The 21,561-nt window shown below is 38.4% G+C and carries 14 protein-coding genes, 1 pseudogene and 1 riboswitch; of the genes and pseudogenes, 8 read left to right on the top strand and 7 right to left on the bottom strand.

What is annotated here, in order from left to right:
- Positions 1-39 precede the first annotated feature (39 nt).
- The 3 genes and pseudogenes from F6K06_RS00925 to F6K06_RS00915 form a co-directional block, all read right to left on the bottom strand.
- A pseudogene (locus F6K06_RS00925) lies at positions 40-699 on the bottom strand (homocysteine S-methyltransferase family protein); the annotation flags it as partial.
- 438 nt (positions 700-1,137) lie between these two features.
- The gene (locus tag F6K06_RS00920) at positions 1,138-2,493 is read right to left on the bottom strand and encodes a pyridoxal phosphate-dependent aminotransferase (protein ID WP_124155509.1); all 1,356 of its coding nucleotides are present in this window, start codon (positions 2,491-2,493) and stop codon (positions 1,138-1,140) included.
- A gap of 214 nt (positions 2,494-2,707) precedes the next feature.
- A complete protein-coding gene (locus F6K06_RS00915; RefSeq protein WP_205127542.1) occupies positions 2,708-2,899 on the bottom strand; it encodes a hypothetical protein in 192 nt (63 codons plus the stop codon).
- 368 nt (positions 2,900-3,267) lie between these two features.
- Here F6K06_RS00915 and F6K06_RS00910 point away from each other — a divergent pair, with 368 nt between their 5' ends.
- The 4 genes from F6K06_RS00910 to F6K06_RS00895 all read left to right on the top strand — a co-directional run bounded on the left by F6K06_RS00910 (position 3,268) and on the right by F6K06_RS00895 (position 8,436).
- Entirely contained in the window at positions 3,268-3,615 is a 348-nt protein-coding gene (locus F6K06_RS00910; protein ID WP_124147365.1) for a hypothetical protein, read from the top strand.
- A 13-nt stretch (positions 3,616-3,628) separates the two neighbouring features.
- Positions 3,629-4,423: a YdcF family protein gene (locus tag F6K06_RS00905; RefSeq protein ID WP_124147364.1), complete on the top strand. Its 795-nt coding sequence runs from the start codon at positions 3,629-3,631 to the stop codon at positions 4,421-4,423.
- 780 nt (positions 4,424-5,203) lie between these two features.
- Positions 5,204-6,448 (top strand): PD40 domain-containing protein, encoded by a 1,245-nt coding sequence (locus F6K06_RS00900; protein WP_124155739.1) that lies wholly within the window; start codon positions 5,204-5,206, stop codon positions 6,446-6,448.
- Positions 6,449-6,742: 294 nt separating this feature from the next.
- Positions 6,743-6,890: riboswitch (cobalamin riboswitch) on the top strand.
- 655 nt (positions 6,891-7,545) lie between these two features.
- Positions 7,546-8,436 carry a calcium-binding protein gene (locus F6K06_RS00895; RefSeq protein WP_287239089.1) on the top strand — a complete coding sequence of 297 codons (891 nt, stop codon included), beginning with the start codon at positions 7,546-7,548 and terminating at the stop codon, positions 8,434-8,436.
- Between the two features lie 36 nt (positions 8,437-8,472).
- Here F6K06_RS00895 and F6K06_RS00890 read toward each other — a convergent pair whose 3' ends face one another.
- Positions 8,473-8,637, bottom strand: a complete 165-nt coding sequence (locus F6K06_RS00890) for a hypothetical protein (RefSeq protein ID WP_287239092.1) — start codon at positions 8,635-8,637, stop codon at positions 8,473-8,475.
- Positions 8,638-8,642: 5 nt separating this feature from the next.
- On the opposite strand from F6K06_RS00890, the gene F6K06_RS00885 reads away from it, so the two are divergent.
- Both F6K06_RS00885 and F6K06_RS00880 read left to right on the top strand, forming a co-directional pair.
- Entirely contained in the window at positions 8,643-8,867 is a 225-nt protein-coding gene (locus tag F6K06_RS00885) for a hypothetical protein (protein ID WP_124143495.1), read from the top strand.
- Positions 8,868-9,338: 471 nt separating this feature from the next.
- Complete coding sequence (locus tag F6K06_RS00880; protein WP_124155737.1) at positions 9,339-11,714, top strand: calcium-binding protein; 2,376 nt, start codon at positions 9,339-9,341, stop codon at positions 11,712-11,714.
- A gap of 450 nt (positions 11,715-12,164) precedes the next feature.
- Here the strand turns inward: F6K06_RS00880 and F6K06_RS00875 are convergent, their stop codons facing one another.
- The gene (locus F6K06_RS00875; RefSeq protein ID WP_287239097.1) at positions 12,165-14,102 is read right to left on the bottom strand and encodes an ATP-binding protein; all 1,938 of its coding nucleotides are present in this window, start codon (positions 14,100-14,102) and stop codon (positions 12,165-12,167) included.
- A gap of 24 nt (positions 14,103-14,126) precedes the next feature.
- A complete protein-coding gene (locus F6K06_RS00870) occupies positions 14,127-17,762 on the bottom strand; it encodes an ATP-binding protein (protein WP_287323161.1) in 3,636 nt (1,211 codons plus the stop codon).
- A 376-nt stretch (positions 17,763-18,138) separates the two neighbouring features.
- Here F6K06_RS00870 and F6K06_RS00865 point away from each other — a divergent pair, with 376 nt between their 5' ends.
- Complete coding sequence (locus F6K06_RS00865) at positions 18,139-19,032, top strand: response regulator (RefSeq protein WP_287239103.1); 894 nt, start codon at positions 18,139-18,141, stop codon at positions 19,030-19,032.
- Positions 19,033-19,368: 336 nt separating this feature from the next.
- Positions 19,369-19,581 carry a hypothetical protein gene (locus F6K06_RS00860; RefSeq protein ID WP_287239104.1) on the top strand — a complete coding sequence of 71 codons (213 nt, stop codon included), beginning with the start codon at positions 19,369-19,371 and terminating at the stop codon, positions 19,579-19,581.
- A gap of 10 nt (positions 19,582-19,591) precedes the next feature.
- Here the strand turns inward: F6K06_RS00860 and F6K06_RS00855 are convergent, their stop codons facing one another.
- Entirely contained in the window at positions 19,592-21,448 is a 1,857-nt protein-coding gene (locus tag F6K06_RS00855) for a tetratricopeptide repeat protein (RefSeq protein ID WP_287239106.1), read from the bottom strand.
- Positions 21,449-21,561: the final 113 nt, after the last annotated feature.

Genomic DNA, 21,561 nt, shown 5'->3' with positions numbered 1-21,561 from the left:
TCACTATATCAAAAAAAAGCAGATAGTTGGTACATCAGTAGATATATCTGTCCCCACCAACATGGTTCCCTGGATTTCCATAGTCACGGACACCATTAAGGGGAGTCGCGCACCTTTTTTGGCAAACACCGTCTCAAAAGCACTCAATGCTGCCTTAATTTGCAGAACATCTTGACAGGTTTCCACGATAAAAAGATCGGAACCCCCGTCATAGAGACCTTCTGCTTGCACCATGAAGCTCGATCTCAATTCATCATAGGTAATATGACCGAGGGTAGGTAGCTTGGTTCCTGGACCGATGGAACCTGTGACAAATCTTGGTTTTTCGGGAGTGGTAAACTCATCCGCACAACTGCGAGCCAATTCTGCTGCCTTTCTACTTAGCTCATAGGCGCGATCGCCTAGATCGTACTCTGCGAGGACTAAGGGACTTGAGCCAAAGCTATCAGTCTCGACAACATCTGCCCCCGCTTTGAGAAAATTACGATGGACTTTTGCCACTGCTTCTGGCTTGGTGATGACTAAATATTCATTACAACCCTCATATTTGGCTCCACCAAAGTCCTCGGCGGTCAAGTTTTGGGATTGGATGTTAGTTCCCATTGCGCCATCAAAGATGATCACTGGACGCTCTGGACTCTGGAGCCGTTGGAGAAATGAAGTCTTTAACTGAGGTTTCGGAGTTTCAATACTTAGCATAGATGTAATGGTTATAGTTGGACTTCTCCTGCAACCTTTTTAACCCCAAAGCTATTCAGCTTGGAAGGCTGAGGAGGATAATTATGTGTAAGAATGATAATTATTCTCAATTTAAAATAGCATAAATCACGATGGCGCACGAATGAGCACACAACAACGGTAAAGTTGATCGGTGTGAGACCATCTTATAATGAAGTCCAACGCTTTACCTTTCACATCCGCTCCGACGCAGGGTTAGGTACACAAAGGCTTGTCACTTCTGGGTTTCGTACCCTCACCCTGACCTACAAAGCGACTCGTTTGCACAACAAAGCGACGCACCCGCGTTCAAGACTGGAATTTTAAGGGACTATAAACCCATGGATGTTGAGGTGCGGGGACATAAGTTGTAATTACTAGCCGAAAAGTTCGTGCCACGCACCCCAATCTAACGAATTGCTAATTCGGATTACTTGGTGGTAACTGATTCAATTTTTCGATCATAGAATCAAGACCTTGTGCAACTTTATCAGATGTCTCGGCAGTATAACAAAGGCGAAACCATCCTGGTTCACTCCAGAAACACTCCTGTCCTCGAACCAGTAACACCTGTGCTTCTTCACGAAGATAGCGAGTTAGCTTCCCTTCATTCGGATCGTTGAATTCAGGAGGATATAAAGATTCACAGAGTAATGGATCTGGTTCAATTGTGGTTTGTTGAACGCGATCGAGATAGGCACTTAAGTCTATCCAGAAGAAAATCCCTCCCTTGTTGTTAGGGTGATAGGGAATCAATGCCTCGTCGAGCTTATCTTTAACTATGGAATAGGATGATGGCAATAACGAGCTTTGATATGTACTGATGGCATTATTTGCTACTGTTGGATCTGGCTCCCCTCCAGAGAGAAAGAGCTTTTGCAACATATACGGATTTAATGAACCAAATGGTGAGAACCCGGCAATACTCCTATTACAAGCATCTCCCTCCATAGATTCTTGAACTTGTTCCGATTTTGAAATGATACAACCCACCCTAAAGCCAGACAGACCAAAATCCTTTGACAGACCCCAAACAACATGTATCCGAGTAGGATATATGTTGTAGGCATCTAATCCAAAAGCACTGACAAATTCGTTACCTTCCACATTAGTATTCTGAGAACAGGCATAAATTTCATCAGAGATAATATGATAATCCGATCCCAGACCCAAAAAATATGCGTAAATCTCTTCCATCTGCTCTTTACTATAGTTTGTCCCTAAAGGGTTCTGGGGATTAGTCAGCACTAAGAGCTTGGCATTAGGATTGGCTTCAACCGCATCTACTACATTTTGTGTAGAGAGTTCAAAGTTCTCGCCAACTGGAAAATGGATAAATTCCATTTGGGGACGCTGGCTAAAACACCATGGAAATCCGTACCACATCGGCCCCGGAATTAGTACCTGGTCTCCAGGACTAAATAGGGAAAATCCAAGACATTCTAATGCTGCCGACACACCAGAAACTACAAAAATGTCATCTAAAGTAATCGTTCCAATCGGTAGACTCCATTGTTGTTCTAGAAATTGCAGAATACTTTGCCGATACTCAGGACTGCCATACACAACCGATGGATATTGTATATCTGTCGCTGAAATTACAGGAAGCTCATCAAAAATTTGGTTCTCTTGGTAAAAGTCTAGTAACAATACATTTTCAGCCGTAGATAGGTTGACTACATCACTATCAATAAATTGCTTGTAATATTTAGCCCTTTGTTCAGGGTTAACTATCTTCCGAAGTTGTTGAAGATAATGCTCTTTGGATAATTTCATGCTTACTTCCTTTACGCTTGTTACACCACCACATGTTGCAATAACTGCAAGTGGTTCATCCAAATAATCAATACCATAGACTTTTTGCAGAAGTCAAGTAATAAGTATGAGAATTGATTAAAACTTTCAGGACTTACGCCTGATGTGAATTAAAATTAACCCTTATTTTATAGTTTACTTTTGCAAGAGGTCTCATAGACAGAAGTTAAATGAATCATTGCCTAGTTTGAATTCGTTTGGATAACAAATAATATTGTCGGACGACTAGATACACCCCAGTCAAAACCTGCAAGGGAGTTAACATAGCCAAGGTTTCGGGTTCGGCAAATAATAGCAGTCCATCTTTGCGAATAGAAGCTAAAACAATAGGCAATGAGGCTTCAGGGGGTAAATTAAACCATCCCATCAAAGGGTTAATAATATTGGCTAAAGCTGCGATCGCTCCTAACTAATTCAACACAGAAGCAATAACAGTAATAACTAAAAAGATGGGAATTGCATTGAACAAAAATTGATTAATAGTTGACTTAGCTTCGCGCCAAATTACTAACGAATCAGGAAATTCTTTGACTCTTCAGTTTGATCGTGTCTTATCCATTAAGCAGAACTCTAACTTGTGATTGTATTGTATTGCACATCAGTAATTCATGTAGGAAAGCCATTTATTGGACAATTCACGGAAGCCAGAAGTCAGAATATAGAATTTAATATGCCTATTTAAGCGAAGTTGATATAATTTTTCAAACATCAATCACTTAATGCCTTGGCCAAAGCATGGATAAACAATCAATATCAACAGGCTTAATTGCCGGACTAGCAGCTACTCTGTTTTTCAGCATTAGCTTTAGCCTCCTAGAATATACAATAAAATTAAGTATTGTATTGGGTGTAATTGCAGGCATTTCTGCTGGTTTATTAGGGTATTGGTCACAAATAGAATCAATACCAGAAATTCCAGAGAAAACAAATACTGAACCTATAGATTCCCCAAAACCACCAAAACCACTTAATACATGGCCTAAAACACCTAGAGAACGTAGCGGTGTTTCTATCTTAAGTTGGCTTTCAAGGTCAAGTCAAGTTTCTTCCAGAAGATATCAAAAATCTCGAAAAAAATACTAATCTTTCACTTCTAATGTTTTTGTTTTTTTCTAAATTACTCCCTTTATTTATCTATCCTTTGGGGTTATCTTGCTTGCTAATGCTGATAGCTTTTATTTTATTGTGGTGGTATCCTAAATGGTCAGCATTAGTAATTTTTCTGGCATTTACAGTAACATTTATGTTTAGTAATTCGTGGATTTCTCAAGGACTTATTAAATCCTTAGAATGGCAAAATTTACCGCCGAAAGAATTACCTTCAGCAGAAGCAATTGTAGTTTTAGGTGGTGGAATTAAACCAGCAAATTCACCCCGACCTTGGGTAGATTTTAGTGAAGCAGGCGATCGCATTTTACATGGAATAAGATTATATCAGCAGGGTAAAGCACCTTTAATTATATTAAGTGGTGGTAGAGTTGATTGGAAAGATGGAGGGAACCCTGAGTCTGGAGATATGGCAGAAATTGCTGAAACTATGGGAGTACCAAAAACAGCAATTTTACAAGATACAGACTCTCTAAATACTTATCAAAATGCTGTTAATGTCAAACAAATTTTAGAGAAAAATGAAATTAAAGGCAATGTTTTGTTAGTAACTTCAGCACTGCATACTCCTCGCTCAATATCAATCTTCAAAAAACAGAAAATATCAGTAATTCCAGCACCAACAGATTTTTTAGTTACTGAAAGAGATTTACAAGAAATACAAGATAGTTGGCAAGGTTTTCTGTTAAATATTATTCCTGATGCTGCAAATTTACAAAATTCTACTAAAGCTTTAAAAGAATATATAGGTATAATAGTATATCGTCTGCGAGGGTGGTTATAATATATTTTTTTGTAGTCAGTAGTTAGCATGAAACAAAGGATTTAATATATAGCAATATTGTCTGAATTGCAAGATATTGTAGATTTTTAGGGAATAGTCAATTCAGTTATCAGTTATCAGTTAGCCTTTTTACAGAGGAGTTAGTGGGACTTACACAAAATAGAAGTAGAAAATAGGCTCAAATATATATAGGAAAAGGCTTTTACCTCAAAAAAGCATAAATCCTTAATTACCAAGGGTTCTAGGGATTTTTAGTGCATTGACGCAATTTCCTGATCTAGACTGATATCATGTCCGTTTATATCGTTTGTGTAAACCCAAGGGTGAATATCTACAGGAAATGATGGTTTTTTCTTGCGAGGGTAGCCTTCTTTCCTCTTCCCTCTTTCTTCTTCCTTCTTCCTTCTTCCTTCTTAATATTTACTTGATTTCGGCAGCTCTAAAATTTTGTGTAAGTCCCGTAGCGAGCGCTTCGACGTAAAATTATTGATTTACAAGCATTATAGTCTAATTTTACCAGTTAAGTTGTGTAAGTCTCATTAGGCAAAATTAATTATAATACTAATTTGAAAAAATAATTTTACGAATAATAAGGGTGAGAAAAATAATTTGAAGGAGATGTCCCTTTGACGAATAAGATAAATTATGAACTAAAAAATGGTATCGAAGCTATTCATTCTGACTCCTGACTCCTAAAAAAATCCCCAGCTATTTGTAGCAAATATTTATCGCGCTTGATATTATTACTAAGTCAATAACATAGACTTTTATTGCCAGATCATGGTTACAAACATTATTCCCCAAACAAACATCGATCGCCTATCTGTAAACTTTCAAGGAAATGAAGGAAATAACTTTTCCATTAATCCCTCTATTTCTGCCGATGGTCGTTATATTGCTTTTGAATCTGCTGCCGATAACTTAGTAATAGGAGATACAAATAACCAAACAGATATTTTCATTACAGACAGACAAACTCAAACTACAGATATTGTTTCGGTAAACTCTTTTGGGTTTGGTGGAAATCTCAATTCTTTTCATCCTTCTGTTTCTGGCGATGGTCGCTTTGTAACCTTTGCTTCTAATGCCACTAATTTAGTGCCAGGAGATAGCAATAATACAACAGATATTTTTCTCAGAGACCTCCTGACTTTTACAACAACAAGAATATCCGTAGATTCTCTAGGCAACCAAAGCAATGCTGCCTCAATAAACCCCACTATTTCTGCTGACGGTCGCTTCATTGCCTTTGAGTCTGATGCCACCAACCTAGTTATGGCAGATATTAACAACGCCAGAGATATTTTTCTACATGATACTCTAACTGGTATGACTAGCCAAATATCTAAAAATTCTCTGGGCGATCGAGCAAATTTCAGTTCTTTCAATCCCGCTATTTCTGCTGACGGTCGCTTTATCGCTTTTGACTCTTTTGCGACTAATATTGTGGCAGGAGATACCAATAATACCAGAGACGTTTTTTGGCACGATACCTTAACTGGGATTACCAGCAGTATTTCAGTAGATGCTTTAGGCAACCAAGGAGATTTCAGTTCCATCAGTCCTTCTATTTCTGCCGATGGTCGCTTTATTGCCTTCGAGTCTAGGGCAACTAATCTAGTACCGGGAGATACCAATGATGCCAGAGATATATTTGTGCGCGATGTACTAAATGGCATCACGACTCGCGTCTCTGTGGATATTTTTGGTAATCAAGTCAGTAGAAGTTCCTTTGCACCGACGATTTCTGGCGATGGTCGGTTTGTAGCTTTTGATTCTTTCGATCCGTTACTGGTGCCTGGGGATAGCAATGGCACTAATGATATATTCGTGCGGGATTTGCTAAATGGTGTCACGACTAAAATATCAGTAAATTATCAGGGGTTAGAAGGAAATTTGACTTCTTTTAATCCAGCGATTTCTGCTTCCGGGGAAGTAGTCGCTTTTGACTCTTTTGCAACTAATTTAGTGGTGGGAGATGCTAATAATAGTCGGGATGTTTTTGTCTGGAGTGAAAATATCTAGTTAGGGTTTGCTGAAAAAATTAGTTGGTGGGGGTAGGACACGGAGACGCGGAGACACGGGGACGCGGAGATGGATAACAGGCAATTGTTTCGGCCATTTTATGTGAATAAATTTTCTTGAATCTCAGCAGAAAAATTCAGTATTTTGAGGTAAATAAGAGCCAATAACTTAGGAGATAAATTGAATACAAAAAGCTCCATTACCGTAAGCTACCTGACTTTTAACTTTATTCAGCAAACCCTAGTTAGCAAAAAAAATTTTGTAAAAGTATTGCATTAATTAAGTAGCTGTGTTTTAATATTGTAATTAATCGGTTCTAATGGAGGCCAGCCGTTAGAGGAAACGGGGAAAGTTCGGTGTAAATCCGTCGCTGTCCCGCAACTGTGATGAGATACTTTATTATCTCTCAGTCAGAATGCCCGCCGATTGAATAGTAACTTTATCAAACATCTGCGAGGTATGGATGATGACTAATATAGTATTGACAAAAAGGGAATTAGCCCTAAATAAGAACCTTTCGCTACAGATATTTAGACAAAGCTTATTTAAACCAAACTCTGGGAAACAGCTACTACTTAAACAGGACTTACGCAAAGGCACTACATAAGGGGCATCGGTGCGTTACGCTAGCGCTAACACACCCTACTAGCGTGTCAAGCTAAAAATGATGTATTAAATTTTTTAGTGTAATTCTTGCTATGACTAAGATTTGGAGAATTTTCCTAAAGCACTATTTCAAGCTTGACGCGCCACTACCAATAGCGTTCATGCGTAAGTCCTATTAAAAAGAAGTAAATTAGCAATTATCTTTTCTTTTGTGGATTTAATACCCCACCATAATCACCGCGCTTAAAATTGCTTGGGGTGGGAATCTCCTCTATGCAATTTTCCCTTTTGCCCTATTCAATAAAAAGAAAAAAATAATAGCTAGAAAGTTGACAAAAAGTGCAAAAAGTGCTTCGGAATCTACTGTTAAAAACATAAAAATAAGTAATAAGAGCAATAGTTAACGGTGGGATTAATAGCGATCGCAACTTCTTTGCTAATACCAAAGCAGTTGCGACAGAAAGTCTTGCATAAATTTCAAAAGAAATAAAATGACAACAATAATAGGAACAGAAAATAGTGAACTCCTCACAGGTAGTTTGGAGGCAGAGGAAATATATGGTTTAGCAGGAGATGACACAATTAATGGTCTCGAAAGTGGAGACTTAATTAGTGGCAACCAAGGCAACGATATTCTCAACGGAAATGCAGGTGGCGACACGCTGCGGGGTGGTAAAGGGAACGATAATATCTCTGGAGACCTTGGCAGCGACAATATTTATGGCGATGTAGGTACAGACACCTTAACTGGGGGAGAGGGTTTCGATAATTTTGTTCTTCAACGACAAAATCAACCACCAACGGGAAACCCAGATATTAACCAAGCAGACTTAATTACTGACTTTAATCTAGAACAAGATGCCATCGGTTTATTAGGAGGAATAACTTTTGAAGACCTCAATATTTTTCAAGGTAGTAATGAACTAGCTGACAGCACCATTATCCAAGATGCAGTCACAGGAGAATTTTTAGCCATCCTCTCAGGTGTTAACAGCAGCGAACTTACCGAAGACCAATTTAGAATATTTGTCCAACAACTCGGACCTTATTCCAGTTCCACCCAAGACCCAGGAAAAATAGATTCTGCCATCCCTGGTTTTATTAGTTCTGAGGGTGAAGGGTTAATCAGACCAGACAGTATTGTTAATCCAAGATTTGCAGCATGGGCAACAGGATTTCAAAATTATTCCCCTGCATCAGGAGTAGATGAAAGATTCCAAACTCCCGAACTAACATTAGAACCTACCGCTATAACAGTTGAAGAAGGAGACAGGAGACAACCCACCCCCAACCCCTCCCCTCCTGGGAGGGGGAGACAGGAGACAGGAGGAAAATTACTTATGGATTCGCTCCCCCAAGTAATGCGTGAACACCCCCGTTGACGGTGGGGTATTAAACCCACAAAGAAAATGATAATTTTATTGATATTGCTTCATATCATGTCCGTTTATATCGTTTGTGTAAACCCAAGGGTGAATATCTACAGGAAATGATGGTTTTTTCTTGCGAGGGTAGCCTTCTTCCCTCTTCCCTCTTTCTTCTTCCTTCTTCCTTCTTCCTTCTTCCTTACCTTTGCTATACAAGACCGATGCTACCGGACATGATATCACTCGGCGATCTAACTCAAGAACAAATAGACGCAGGAGTACCACCAGGAGAGATTACTTTAACCTTTGACTCTGGTATTAGTAATGGTGTGGGAGCGGACTTTGTGGATATAAGGAGCGATCGCTCCCTTTTTCATCAAACCTGTATGGAATTTATGGGACATCTAGGCACTTACAGCGGTTTTCATTTGGGTAAACCACAGTAGGAACTTTCCATGGAACGTCCCTACAAAGTTTTGTTTGTGAAGATGTGGTTCATCAATTTGAAAAGCGCTGTATACTTAAAGACCACCTTAATAAAACATTTGTTGTTGATTTTTTCAGCCACTGAATAAAACTGAATTTTCCTGAATAAAATAGTACTACATTTGGCGTATATCTACGCCAAAATACTGAGTAATAAATACCTGTAAAAAATTAAATTAACATCTACTCTAAATAGCTACTTTCCAGTCCTAGACTGAATTATCGCTGCATCAACCTCTCGGAAAAATTGAAATTTGCCAGACAAATTTTCCCCTCTAAAAGTTCAGGAAAATTCAGGTTGAAAATTCCTGAACTTTCCTGAACTTTCCTGTATTGTCTTTTCCAAAAATTCAGTCAATAATAGTTTCAACAAAGGAAAGAGAAGAACCTCTTCCTACAGAAACAAATTAAACACAAAGGAGAAAAGAACAATGACAATATCATGGAATGTCGAGGAAAGAATCCAAACAGGTAATGACAACGCCAACCATATCGAAGGACAGACAAGCAGTGAGACCTTTTTTATTTTTGCCCCTGGGGCTTCGCATACATCTAGGTGGCATCACGAAGATATTATCTGGGGTAACGGAGATGCGGACACATTAGTTGGACGTGGTGAGAACGATTCTCTTTATGGGGGAACTGGTAACGATGTACTCTATGGTGGAGATGAAAGCACATCTCCAGATAGTGATGATGGATATTCTTTCAGGACTGGACAGTTCACTAACGCGAGCAGAGATGCTGGAAAAGATTTTCTTGCAGGAGGAAATGGTCACGATACCCTCTACGGTGGAGCCGGAAGTGATAGTCTCTATGGTGAAAATGGTATGGATCTGATGTATGGTGGAAATGGTACGGATCTGATGTATGGTGGAAGTAGCCATGATATTATGTTAGGCCAGGATGGTAATGATACTCTCTATGGACAAGATGGTGCAGATTTACTCTACAGTGGTGAACTCGGTGATGGAGCTAGTGATGTTCTAGACGGTGGTAACGGTGCAGATACCTTTTTCCTTGGTGAAGCTGCCGATACTACTGGCGGCGGTCTTAACGTAGACTGGGCGAACCTCGGTTTGAGTATGGCAGGGGATGTCACTGACTTAGCATTCACAGCTTTTGCTCCCCAATTTAAGATTGCTAAAGAAATTGTTCCCATGATATTTGATGGTATCAAGGGAATAATGAATGGTCAGACATCGACACTAGATCGACCAGATAGTGATGCTTCTGCTACTATTGCTGACTTCAACTTCCGAGAAGATGTCGTCATTATCCCTGTCAACCAAGATGTATATATCTCAGATGATACCAATGGAGACAATGCTCTTTCTTTCAAATATAACAACTCAAGCAGCACTCAGATTTTTGCCGATCTTGAGTTTGAGGATGCGGGGACTGTTTTTGGTGATAGTTCCACTACATATGACAATAACGCTGAAGATGCTATACAACGTTCCCTGATAGACAGCGCGATCTACATTGATTCAAATGGTGCAACTCTAGGTTCCGAAGGTGGCACTGCCTTGAATATCGACTCTAGCGATTTAGAAAACCTGGGAAGTAATAAATTTCTGGTTTTGGGTGCCTATTCGGGATGGAATCTACAGGGTGGCAACAATGCTGACTACTTCTATGGAACTAACCACGATGATGTTATTGCTGGATACCAATTGGATGATTTAGGAGGAACATCAAGTTCACCAGGAAATGCTGGTAATGATGAATTCAGGGGCTTTAATGGTAACGATATCTTCTATGGTGGTGCTGGTAACAACTATATAGATGGAGGTAATGACTCAGATACGGCATCATATTTTGATTCTACAGGTGCTATTAATGTTGATCTATCAAGCGTTACTAATGGTTATGCTAGTGCGAGTAATGGGTTTGGTGGCACAGACAAATTGTACAATATTGAGAATATTGTTGGTAGCGATAATGCTGACAATATTGAAGGTGACAATAATGATAACATCTTATCAACTGGAATAGGCAACTATTCGGTAGATGAAAACGGTAATGATGTTCAGCTCAACACTCCGTTAGTAACAATGGGTAGCGATACTCTAACAGGAAATGGTGGTGACGATACCTTTGTTCTCTCTGGTGGAAATCACACTATTACAGACTACACCGTAGATTTCGTCAATGATGAAGTTGATAAAATTCAGGTTGATATTAAAGAGTATTTTGAACCTTCTGGTAATCAAGAAATCAGCTTTGATTACACTCTCTCTGGTAGCGATCTGACTCTTTCTTTTTCCGGCGAGCAAGTTGCTACTTTGAACAATATCTCTAGTTCTGATGTAGTAACTGTCCTCAAAAATATTGAATTAATTGGTAAAGAGGACTTTACTGGCGCAAACCGTGTCGTCGATGTTCTCATCGGCAGTGAGAGCAATGACAGTCTCAAGGCATTCGGATATGAAGATTATGTTTCTGCTGGTGAAGGTAATGATACTCTGACAGGAAATGGTGGCGAAGATGTGATGCTAGGAGGAGACGGAAGCGATCGACTTGAAGGCATGAACCAGGATGACATATTAATTGGCGGGTATGGAAACGATACCTTTGTCTTCAACAAAAACACTTCTACTGGTGGAATTGACAGAATCCTCGACTTTAGTGATGCTGAAGGAGATGTGATTGAGATAGATAAAAGTGTGTATGGTATCAGTAGCGTCAATGATGTGAGTTTTGATTCCTCAACAAATGAATTATCGGTTGATGGTTCTGTGATTGCAGTTCTAGAAAATCAGTTTGGCTTTAATGTTTTCTCTAGTCTTTCTCTAGTAGATTAGGTAAAAAAACTACACCAGGACTTACAGCGCTTTTCAAATTACAGCGCTTTTCAGATTGATGAACCACATATTCACAAGCAAAACCTAGTAGGGACGTTCCATGGAACGTCCCTACTGTGGTCTACTGAAATGAAAACCGCTGTAATAAACCACATCGTCATAACAAAAACCCTGTAGGGGGGATTTCCTGCGGAATGCTGCGCAAACGTGAATCGCCCCTACAGTGGTCTACCCAAATGAAAACCGCTGTATATCAAATCCGCTGGCTTCAGAATTCTTACCAAAATAATTGGGTTTAGAGCAAGGACTTTTAAGGCGAAATGTTTTTGGAGCGGGGCATAAATCTCCGTTACAAAAACAACTTCTGACTGTCTTGAGTGTGTCTTACATTCTGAGGTTCCCTCAGAATTACACACTCGCTTCTGACTTCTGACTTCTGACTTCGTTAACCTAACCTAGCAATTGAACAATCCGATCGAATTGATAGTTATCTGCAAAAGTTTGCAGTTGGGTAGCTAGTACAGCCTTTTCTGGCGGAATATCTTTAATTAACTGCATCACTTTTTTACCCCGGAGTTGACTTGAAGCTTGATGTAGTTCAGCTAACCATTCAGAAGACATATCCTTTAAAATAACTGGTAAATCTTCTGAATTAACTTGCTCTTGCTCTTGACAACAAATAGTCTTTTCCAGTTTCTGACCATTACCCTCCGCTAATTCTTGATAAATCAACTCCACTCCTAAATATTCCTTCATCTTCTGCCAAATAACCTCTTCTTTAAAAGGTTTCATCAGATAATCATCAAAACCCGATGCTAGAACTAACTCTCGCTCTCCAAACACACTAGCAGTCAAAGCAATAATCTTTGTGGTTACAGCAGATGGCTCTAACTGTGATTCCCACTCTCTAATCTTTTTGGTCGCTTCATATCCATCCATCTCAGGCATATGCAAATCCATCCAAATCAAATCGGGATGCCATACTTTCCATATATCTGTAGCTTCTCGTCCATTGCTAGCTTCTTGAATCGAAAATCCCTTGGAACCAAGTAAATCTAACATTAATAAACGATTGTCAGGCTGATCGTCCACCACTAAAATACGATACTCTCGTTGTTCCAGCGCTAAACCAATCACTTTCCCTCTCTCTGCTGTCTCAGGAAAATATTGATTTTTACTCACACGAATGGGAATCGATAATTGAAAACAAGTCCCTACACCTACAGTGCTTGTTGTGGTAATCTCTCCTCCCATCAAATTAATAAACTTCTGAGTAATGGCTAGCCCTAATCCAGTGCCCTTTTTAATTTGATGCCCCGCTGTAGTTTGTTCAAAGGGCACAAATAACTTATGGAGTTCTTCTGCAGCAATACCAGGACCTGTATCTTCTACCTCTAATTGAAGAAGTTGATCTTGGTTATTTTCTGAAACTTTCTCCACCTTAGCCCTTAAAATTACCCCTCCTTTGTCTGTAAATTTCACCCCATTACCAATTAAATTAATTAAGACTTGTCGGAGTTTTCCCTCATCTGCAGATATATACTGGGGTAAATCGGAATCTGGATCTAATACAAATTGAATTCCTTTTTTTTGAACTTTGAGACAAAACATATTTTGCAGATCTTGAAGAACAGCATGGAGGTCAAAATCTGTTTCTTGCAGGGTGGTTTGACCTGCTTCAATTTTGGACATTTCCAAAATATTGTTAATTAAGGATAATAAATGTTCCCCACTGCGGTTAATAATTCTCAAACGTTCCTGTTGTTCTGGTTTGAAAGAGGTATCTTGGCAGAGAATTTGAGTAAAGCCAATCACACTATTGAGGGGAGTGCGTAGTTCATGACTCATATTAGCTAGAAATTCACTTTTCGCTTTATTAGCATTTTCCGCAGCTTGTTTAGCTAGATCGAAAAGCCGAGATTGAGCTAAGAGCAAAATCTGTATGTCTATTAACCGCCACTTTCCATTTGGCCATGCAATTACGATGGGTTCATAAATAAAACTGCTTGGACGCTTAAGTGCAAGTTCTGTTGCTTTATAAATGCTGCAATCTGCACTCAGTAATAGATACCTTGTTATTAATACTTCTGTATCTAAATTTTTTTCAGACTTAGCCATAATTTCCCACAGGACTTCAATTGGTCGGTTGAGAAAAACTTCTAATCCATAGGGACGACTAAGCAACTCAAAAAATTTCATTCTAGAAATCATACCGATGATTTTATCATCATCAGTAATCATAACCCCTGGTAGTTCTAAATGCTCATGAAATGCTTCTGACACAACTTTACCCAAGCTGGTTATTTTAATTTCAAAGTCATGGGTAGGAAGATCTGCTAAACACGAATTAAGAGTAAGTTTATCTAATTCTAATTGTGGAACAAACATGATTTTCTTAAAGTTGAAAATTAACTAGGAAAAATTAAGTAATTGAACAATCCGATCGAATTGATAGTTATCTGCAAAAGTTTGCAGTTGGGTAGCTAGTACAGCCTTTTCTGGCGGAATATCTTTAATTAACTGCATCACTTTTTTACCCCGGAGTTGACTTGAAGCTTGATGTAGTTCAGCTAACCATTCAGAAGACATATCCTTTAAAATAACTGGTAAATCTTCTGAATTAACTTGCTCTTGCTCTTGACAACAAATAGTCTTTTCCAGTTTCTGACCATTACCCTCCGCTAATTCTTGATAAATCAACTCCACTCCTAAATATTCCTTCATCTTCTGCCAAATAACCTCTTCTTTAAAAGGTTTCATCAGATAATCATCAAAACCCGATGCTAGAACTAACTCTCGCTCTCCAAACACACTAGCAGTCAAAGCAATAATCTTTGTGGTTACAGCAGATGGCTCTAACTGTGATTCCCACTCTCTAATCTTTTTGGTCGCTTCATATCCATCCATCTCAGGCATATGCAAATCCATCCAAATCAAATCGGGATGCCATACTTTCCATATATCTGTAGCTTCTCGTCCATTGCTAGCTTCTTGAATCGAAAATCCCTTGGAACCAAGTAAATCTAACATTAATAAACGATTGTCAGGCTGATCGTCCACCACTAAAATACGATACTCTCGTTGTTCCAGCGCTAAACCAATCACTTTCCCTCTCTCTGCTGTCTCAGGAAAATATTGATTTTTACTCACACGAATGGGAATCGATAATTGAAAACAAGTCCCTACACCTACAGTGCTTGTTGTGGTAATCTCTCCTCCCATCAAATTAATAAACTTCTGAGTAATGGCTAGCCCTAATCCAGTGCCCTTTTTAATTTGATGCCCCGCTGTAGTTTGTTCAAAGGGCACAAATAACTTATGGAGTTCTTCTGCAGCAATACCAGGACCTGTATCTTCTACCTCTAATTGAAGAAGTTGATCTTGGTTATTTTCTGAAACTTTCTCCACCTTAGCCCTTAAAATTACCCCTCCTTTGTCTGTAAATTTCACCCCATTACCAATTAAATTAATTAAGACTTGTCGGAGTTTTCCCTCATCTGCAGATATATACTGGGGTAAATCAGAATCTGGATCTAATACAAATTGAATTCCTTTTTTTTGAACTTTGAGACAAAACATATCTTGCAAATCTTGAAGAACACTATGGAGGTCAAAATTTGTTTCACTCAGGGTAGTTTGACCTGCTTCAATTTTAGACATTTCCAAAATATTATTAATTAAGGATAATAAATGTTCCCCACTGCGGTTAATAATTCTCAAACGTTCCTTTTGTTCTGCTTGAAAAGAGGTATCTTGGCAGAGAATTTGAGTAAAACCAATGACACTATTGAGGGGAGTGCGTAGTTCATGGCTCATATTAGCGAGAAATTCACTTTTTGCTTTGTTTGCTGTTTCTGCATTTTCCTTTGCTATTTGGAGTTTGACTTGAGTTACTTTTAGCTGCTCTAGAATTTCCCGTAATTCTAGGTTGCTTTTTTCTAGGTCTTTCTTAGCTTTAACCCAATCAGTAATATCAGTAATAAAACCCTCAATAAATTGTACTTCTCCCTTTTGATTAAAAATTCCTCGTCCTTGTTCCCACATCCATTTTTCTGTTCCTTGCTGAGAGATTAAGCGATAAGTTGCTCGAAATGGTCTTTTTTCGGCGATCGCTTGTTGTACCTGTTGCCAGAGTCTATCTCGCTCTTCGGGATGAATTAATTGAGCATATAGAGAACTCTTTATTAAATCTTTAGGTAAATAACCAGTCAAATTATAGCATCCTTGACTGACAAAAATCATAGTCCAGTTGGAGTCATTGAGGCAACGATAGGCCATCCCAGGTAGATTACTCATCAGAGTAGTCAAAGTTCTTTGGCTTTCGATTAGAGAAACTGTCCGTCGTGCTACTTCTTTCTCTAATTCTTGATTAGCTTTTTCCAGGGCTTTTTCTGCTTGCTTTCGAGGACTAATATCATGTACCATGACCAATACTTCGTCTTTCCCCAAAACCATAATCCGTACCTCTTCATACCGGATTTGACCATTAAATATAATTTGATGCTCGTAGACTTGCAGTTTACCTGTCCCTAGGGCTTCCTGAATATAGTGCATTCGCCTTTCTGCTAAATCAAATGGTAATGATTCCTTGACAGTTTTTCCTTCTTTGAATGCTTTGATATCATAAACACCTGGTAGCCCACTGCTACCCATGATATCTATATAACTTCCGTCACTTCTAGCACGAATCATCAAATCAGGAATGGTGTTGATAATTGCACGATTGGTCATCTCACTCTGACGCAAAGCATCAAATGATTCCTCAAGTTGCCTTGCCATTTTGTTAAAAGACTCTGCTAAAATATTAGTTTCAATAAAAAAACTGGGTTCTATCTGCTGCTTGAGATTACCTTGAGCTAGTCCATCTGAAGCTTGGGATATAATTCTCAAGGGAGCGGTAATCCAATCGGCAGTCAAGGAACACGCGATCGTAGCCAGACCAATTGCCAGAAAACAAAGTAGAACAGTCTGACGATTATTAGCGTAGATTTGTTCCATAAAATCTGCTTCTGGTACAACGATCGCCACTAACCAATTCAAACCTTTGTCATCGCGAAACGGTAAAACTTGTAGAAAGTAATTTTTATTCTCAATCTCAAAACGAATTTGCTGAGAACTTGTGATTTCCAAGAAATCACTAAATTTTCCTAATAAGTATTGACTGGTTGCTCGTGTAATTGAATTGCTACTGTCTGTAGCTTTAATTCTTTCTATGGAAGTATCTGTCTGAAGGAAAGGAATTTCCCCTGTTGACGTCGCTACCAACAGTCCATTTGATTCAATAATAAAACTCTGTCCAGTTTTACCAATTTTGAGACTTTGGAGAAAATCTCCAATTTCAGAAAGGTGCATCAGGATATAGAGAACTCCTTTTAAATCACCTTGTTTGCTATAGACGGGATGTACTGCACTCATTGCCAATACAGACTGTGTTAAACGGGGAAAAATTCCACTCCATACTGGTTTGCCCGCCTTGACTGCATCTTGATACCAAGGGCGCTGATCTATGTTAAATGGTGTAACTTTAATTAAAGTTGTTGGTTCCCCTGACTGATCGACAGCGTATGTTTCCATTTTCCCATCTGTTGTTGCATTTAATACTCTGACTACACCTGTGACATTTTCAACAGAGCTAACTGCAACAATTTCCCCTTGAGCATTGCCAATTCCAATATCAGTGACTGACTTAAAGATATGTAGCTGCTGCCAAAAATAACGTCTTAATTCAGTTAAATCTCGTACATTTATATGACCGCGAGCAATTGCGGCTTGATTATTCTGATGGATTAAGTGAGGGATACTTAAAAAAGTTTGTAACTGTTGGTCAATACGATTACCAATTTCTGTACATAATTGTAACGCCAAGGAATTCACAGTCTTTTGTCCGTTACGAAACGAGAGCCATCCGGTCAACCCAACCGCTGCAACAATCTGTATGACAAACGATACTACAAGGGTAGTGCGAATGCTCAATTTGGGGATTGGGGTAGTTTTTTTACAGTTCATTTTATAGAAAATTGAGCCAAAGTTTCTCCTTCTTGGAGTCATTTCAGTTATCAGTTATTAGTTATCAGTTAACAGTACCTCAAATCTGAAATAGGAGGTTTGAAATACTGAATTTAATTTTTTTTGATCCTCTTAAAAAGGGCAGGAAGACCCTATTTTTTTATTCAGAGTTACTTTACTTGTATAGATCAATTTAGGTTAAGTTTAAGTTAAGTTTAGGTTAAGTATGAAATACACCTAAGGGCATCCTCAAAAATGACCTTAAAAAAAAATAAGGACTTTCACTAAAACTAACTAAAAAGATACTTTTGATGAGAAAGTGTTATTAATAATAGCAAGAATTTAGGAATGCTAGGATACTAAATTTATAGTATTTTAAATACTAAGTTGATATTTACTTTAAAAGGGTTTTACTACCATGAGCAATTTTGAAGAACTTTTAGCATTAGCCGAAGAATTAATACAACAAAAAATGGGTAATAGTTTTAGTGATTTACAGCGTACTGTATTACTGACTACTTTACAAGGAAATAGAATGACTTACGATCAAATTGCAGAAGAATGTGGTTATTCTCCTAAATATTTGAAGCAAGACATTGCACCTAAACTTTGGCAACTTCTTTCTGAAGTTTTGGGCAAAAAAATTACTAAGTCTAATATTAAAGCTATACTAGAAAAAAAACTAGAGACAAAAATACCTGATCAGCCACAAGTGCCTGAATCGTCTTTGTCTATGTCTTTTTCACCTGTTTCCTTGTCGCCAGTTCCCTCGTCTCCAGTTGACTTGTCCCCAGTTCTCTCAGTTTCTGAGAAGGGTAATATTCTATTGGTGGATGATCAGCCAGAAAATCTCAAACTGTTGTCTGATTTACTGGAAGAACAAGGATATGAAGTACAACAAGCAATTAATGGTGTAATTGCATTACAAGCGATTACCGTAGGATGTCCTGATGTGGTATTGTTAGATATTCATATGCCACAGCTAGACGGCTATACTGTCTGTCAAAAACTTAAAGAAAATCCTAAAACCAAAGATATTCCAGTGATTTTTGTTAGCGCTCTTGATGAAGCCTGGGATAAAGTTAAAGCTTTTTCTGTAGGTGGTAGTGACTACATTACCAAGCCTTTTAAAACAGTTGAGGTATTAGCTAGAGTTGAAAATCAATTAAAAGTTAGACATCTGCAACTACAAGTTAAATGTTTGCAAGAAGAGTTAGAAAAGAAAAACTACCAGTTACAACAAGCTCTACAAAAGTTACAAAGCACTGACTATCAAGGTTTTTCACCCCCCCTTAAACTCATTGTTGAATAATGCTTGATATCTTCTTTTCGCTTTTTTCTTGTTCTCTTCTTTGATTTCTAGGCGGGTCTCTTCGCCATATCCAATCGACCAAGAGAAGAAAAAAATCCTTTTAGCCAATCCTTCTATTACAGAAGAGGTATAGCAATGTGCGCTGGGATATTTACAAATTACAAGAACTGTCCAATAGCTAAAAGCCTTATATTATCGGTTTTTTATTCCCCCTGTTGCCTGTTGCCTCTCTTGGTGCGCATTCCCTTGCGACTGGCGTCGTCGCGGGGTCGCACCGCTGTTGCCTGTTGCCTGCACACAGCGCTATAATATCAAATCCGGTTAAACAGCCATAGAATGGTTAAGTTAGGAGTCCTCAGGAGTCAACCCACCCCTAACGCCTCCCAACCCACCCCTCACCCCTCCCAGGAGGGGAGGGGAAGTCAGGAGTCAGGAGGAGAAAGAATTACAAAGATAAACGTAGTTATGGCGATTGAAGATTTTTTTTATGTCCAATTAAACGGATTTGAGGTAATTATTAATTATTCATTATTAATTATTAATTATTGACAAACAGCCTCTAAAGAGACTGTTGATATTTCACCAAAAGTTCAGAGATATAATCATAACCATCCACCCCAATAACTGGCAAAATTTCTGACCGTTTCCGGTCTAAAATTTCATTAAAATCTTCTCCCAATTTCCCCTTCAAAACAACCATCAACCCAGCAGTTTGTCGCCATTCATTAGCACCAATTTGCTCTAACAAATACATACCCAAACTACCAGCAAAAATAGCTTGCTCCAAATTTTGTAAACTATAGTAAGCTTGAGCAAGATAAGCCAAATTCAAACCTTGCAAATACAAATCCCCAGAATATTGAGCAGCTTGCCAACCACCCGCCAAATATAACAGTGCATCTTCGGGTTTTTCTAACACCATAAATGCAATTCCCAAACTACTAAAACAAAGAGACTTACTCTGACCATCTCCCAAACTTTCCGATAACTTTAAACCCTGTTGTAGATAATTAATCGCATTTTCATAAATCTCAGTCTCCATCATTTCTTGTTGTCTAGCTTGGAAAACTTCACTAAAACCTAAATTAGCCAAAGCATTAGCTTCCCCTTTTTTATCCCCTATTTGTCGAGAAAACATCAACGCCCTTTGACTATAATTAATTGCCTCACTATAATCCTGCATCGCTACACAGGTCCGACTCAAATGATTAAGATTAGCAATTTCACAGAATTTATCCTCCGTTTCTTGGGCAATTTCTAAAGCTTTTTTATGAAATTCCATTGCCTTTAAATTTTCCCCCAAAGTTTGCTGAGAATAACCCAATAAAGTTAAAATTCTTGCCTTAGCTTGAGTACCTTTAACTATTTGCAAAGGAGCATCTAAATAACTCAAAGCATTCTGTAAATATTCTCCAGAAAAAGAAGCAAAAATCCCACCATAGAGCGGAAAATATTCCTGTTGAGAAAAGGCACGAAAAATTTGCAATGCCACCTGAAAACAAGAATTAGTTAAACGAGGTCTAGCTTGAAAACCATTAGCTAACTGACACCAAATAGTAGCAAAAGTTAAAAAAGTAGAAATAGATAATTTTGCCCCTACTTTAGCATCATAAATTAACTTATCAAACCATTCTACTAATCCTCTTTGTAAACATTGTAAAATTAATACCAATTCAACTAAATTACTAGCTTCAATACTCGCCTTACTCGCAAATTCTACAATCGACTTTTCCAAAGCAATAGTATTGAATAAACCTTCTGGAAAAGAACTATTTACCTGTTTTGCCCATAATATCCACGGTCCTCGTTGTTCGGGAGTACCACCAAATCCTAATTGACCCCTACTTTGGTCATAAATCCAACTTACCAAATAAGGTTGCAGTCGTTGCCAAGCATCTAAACCTTTAGTAATACCAGTCGCAAACTGTTGCAAGTCTTTTTCTAAATCAGGGTCAGCAGTTTGGAGTTTTTGTCCGTCTAAATTTTGGGCCAGTTTTTGTAGTTGATTGAGAGTTAGAGGTTGTTTTTGGTTAGGGTCAATAGCATTGAATAAAGTAGTCAGGCGATCGCTAGACTCAGCATTAATAATTTCTTGTACAGACGAAGCGATCGCTTCTTGAGTTTGATTTAGTTTTTCCCACCGCTCCCATTCTCCCTGAATAGTTTTCAGTGCTCGCAAACGACGATTAGCTTTTGCTTGTTTTAACTCATCAGTTTCTGTATCTACTTGGTTTTGGACAGTTTGCAGACGTTCGTCAAAACAACGTTCAAAAATTTCGCCCGTACCACTACTAATTTCTTTTACCAGCATTTGATATACTTGTTCCTTAGAACGAATTTGACCTTTGAGAGTAATTTCCAAAATGTGGTCAATTAAATTGAGATAGCGTTCCTGCCAAGAAATAGATTCTGTCATTTTAAAATCGTTTTAATTACTTATCTTTTCGTTTATAAGTTTCATTCCTACCCACTTCACCTATAGTTTCTACAAGCTTGTTGGGGTTTGACTCCATCCACTTTTCCTTTCCT

Origin of the sequence: Okeania sp. SIO1H4, from assembly GCF_010672695.1 — a bacterium.
In the GTDB taxonomy this organism is placed as follows: Bacteria; Cyanobacteriota; Cyanobacteriia; order Cyanobacteriales; family Microcoleaceae; genus Okeania; species Okeania hirsuta.
The sequence above is the reverse complement of the archived record's forward strand: the minus strand, read 5'-3'. Positions and strand labels throughout refer to the sequence as shown.

Excerpts from the sequence above, each read along its gene's own strand:
- F6K06_RS00905 (WP_124147364.1), top strand. The coding sequence starts at position 3,629 with ATGTTTTTGTTTTTTTCTAAATTACTCCCTTTATTTATCTATCCTTTG.
- F6K06_RS00915 (WP_205127542.1), bottom strand. The coding sequence starts at position 2,899 with ATGGGATGGTTTAATTTACCCCCTGAAGCCTCATTGCCTATTGTTTTA.
- F6K06_RS00885 (WP_124143495.1), top strand. The coding sequence starts at position 8,643 with ATGCTACCGGACATGATATCACTCGGCGATCTAACTCAAGAACAAATA.
- F6K06_RS00875 (WP_287239097.1), bottom strand. The coding sequence starts at position 14,102 with ATGTTTGTTCCACAATTAGAATTAGATAAACTTACTCTTAATTCGTGT.
- F6K06_RS00880 (WP_124155737.1), top strand. The coding sequence starts at position 9,339 with ATGACAATATCATGGAATGTCGAGGAAAGAATCCAAACAGGTAATGAC.
- F6K06_RS00865 (WP_287239103.1), top strand. The coding sequence starts at position 18,139 with ATGAGCAATTTTGAAGAACTTTTAGCATTAGCCGAAGAATTAATACAA.
- F6K06_RS00920 (WP_124155509.1), bottom strand. The coding sequence starts at position 2,493 with ATGAAATTATCCAAAGAGCATTATCTTCAACAACTTCGGAAGATAGTT.
- F6K06_RS00855 (WP_287239106.1), bottom strand. The coding sequence starts at position 21,448 with ATGACAGAATCTATTTCTTGGCAGGAACGCTATCTCAATTTAATTGAC.
- F6K06_RS00910 (WP_124147365.1), top strand. The coding sequence starts at position 3,268 with ATGGATAAACAATCAATATCAACAGGCTTAATTGCCGGACTAGCAGCT.
- F6K06_RS00860 (WP_287239104.1), top strand. The coding sequence starts at position 19,369 with ATGGTTAAGTTAGGAGTCCTCAGGAGTCAACCCACCCCTAACGCCTCC.
- F6K06_RS00895 (WP_287239089.1), top strand. The coding sequence starts at position 7,546 with ATGACAACAATAATAGGAACAGAAAATAGTGAACTCCTCACAGGTAGT.
- F6K06_RS00870 (WP_287323161.1), bottom strand. The coding sequence starts at position 17,762 with ATGACTCCAAGAAGGAGAAACTTTGGCTCAATTTTCTATAAAATGAAC.
- F6K06_RS00900 (WP_124155739.1), top strand. The coding sequence starts at position 5,204 with ATGGTTACAAACATTATTCCCCAAACAAACATCGATCGCCTATCTGTA.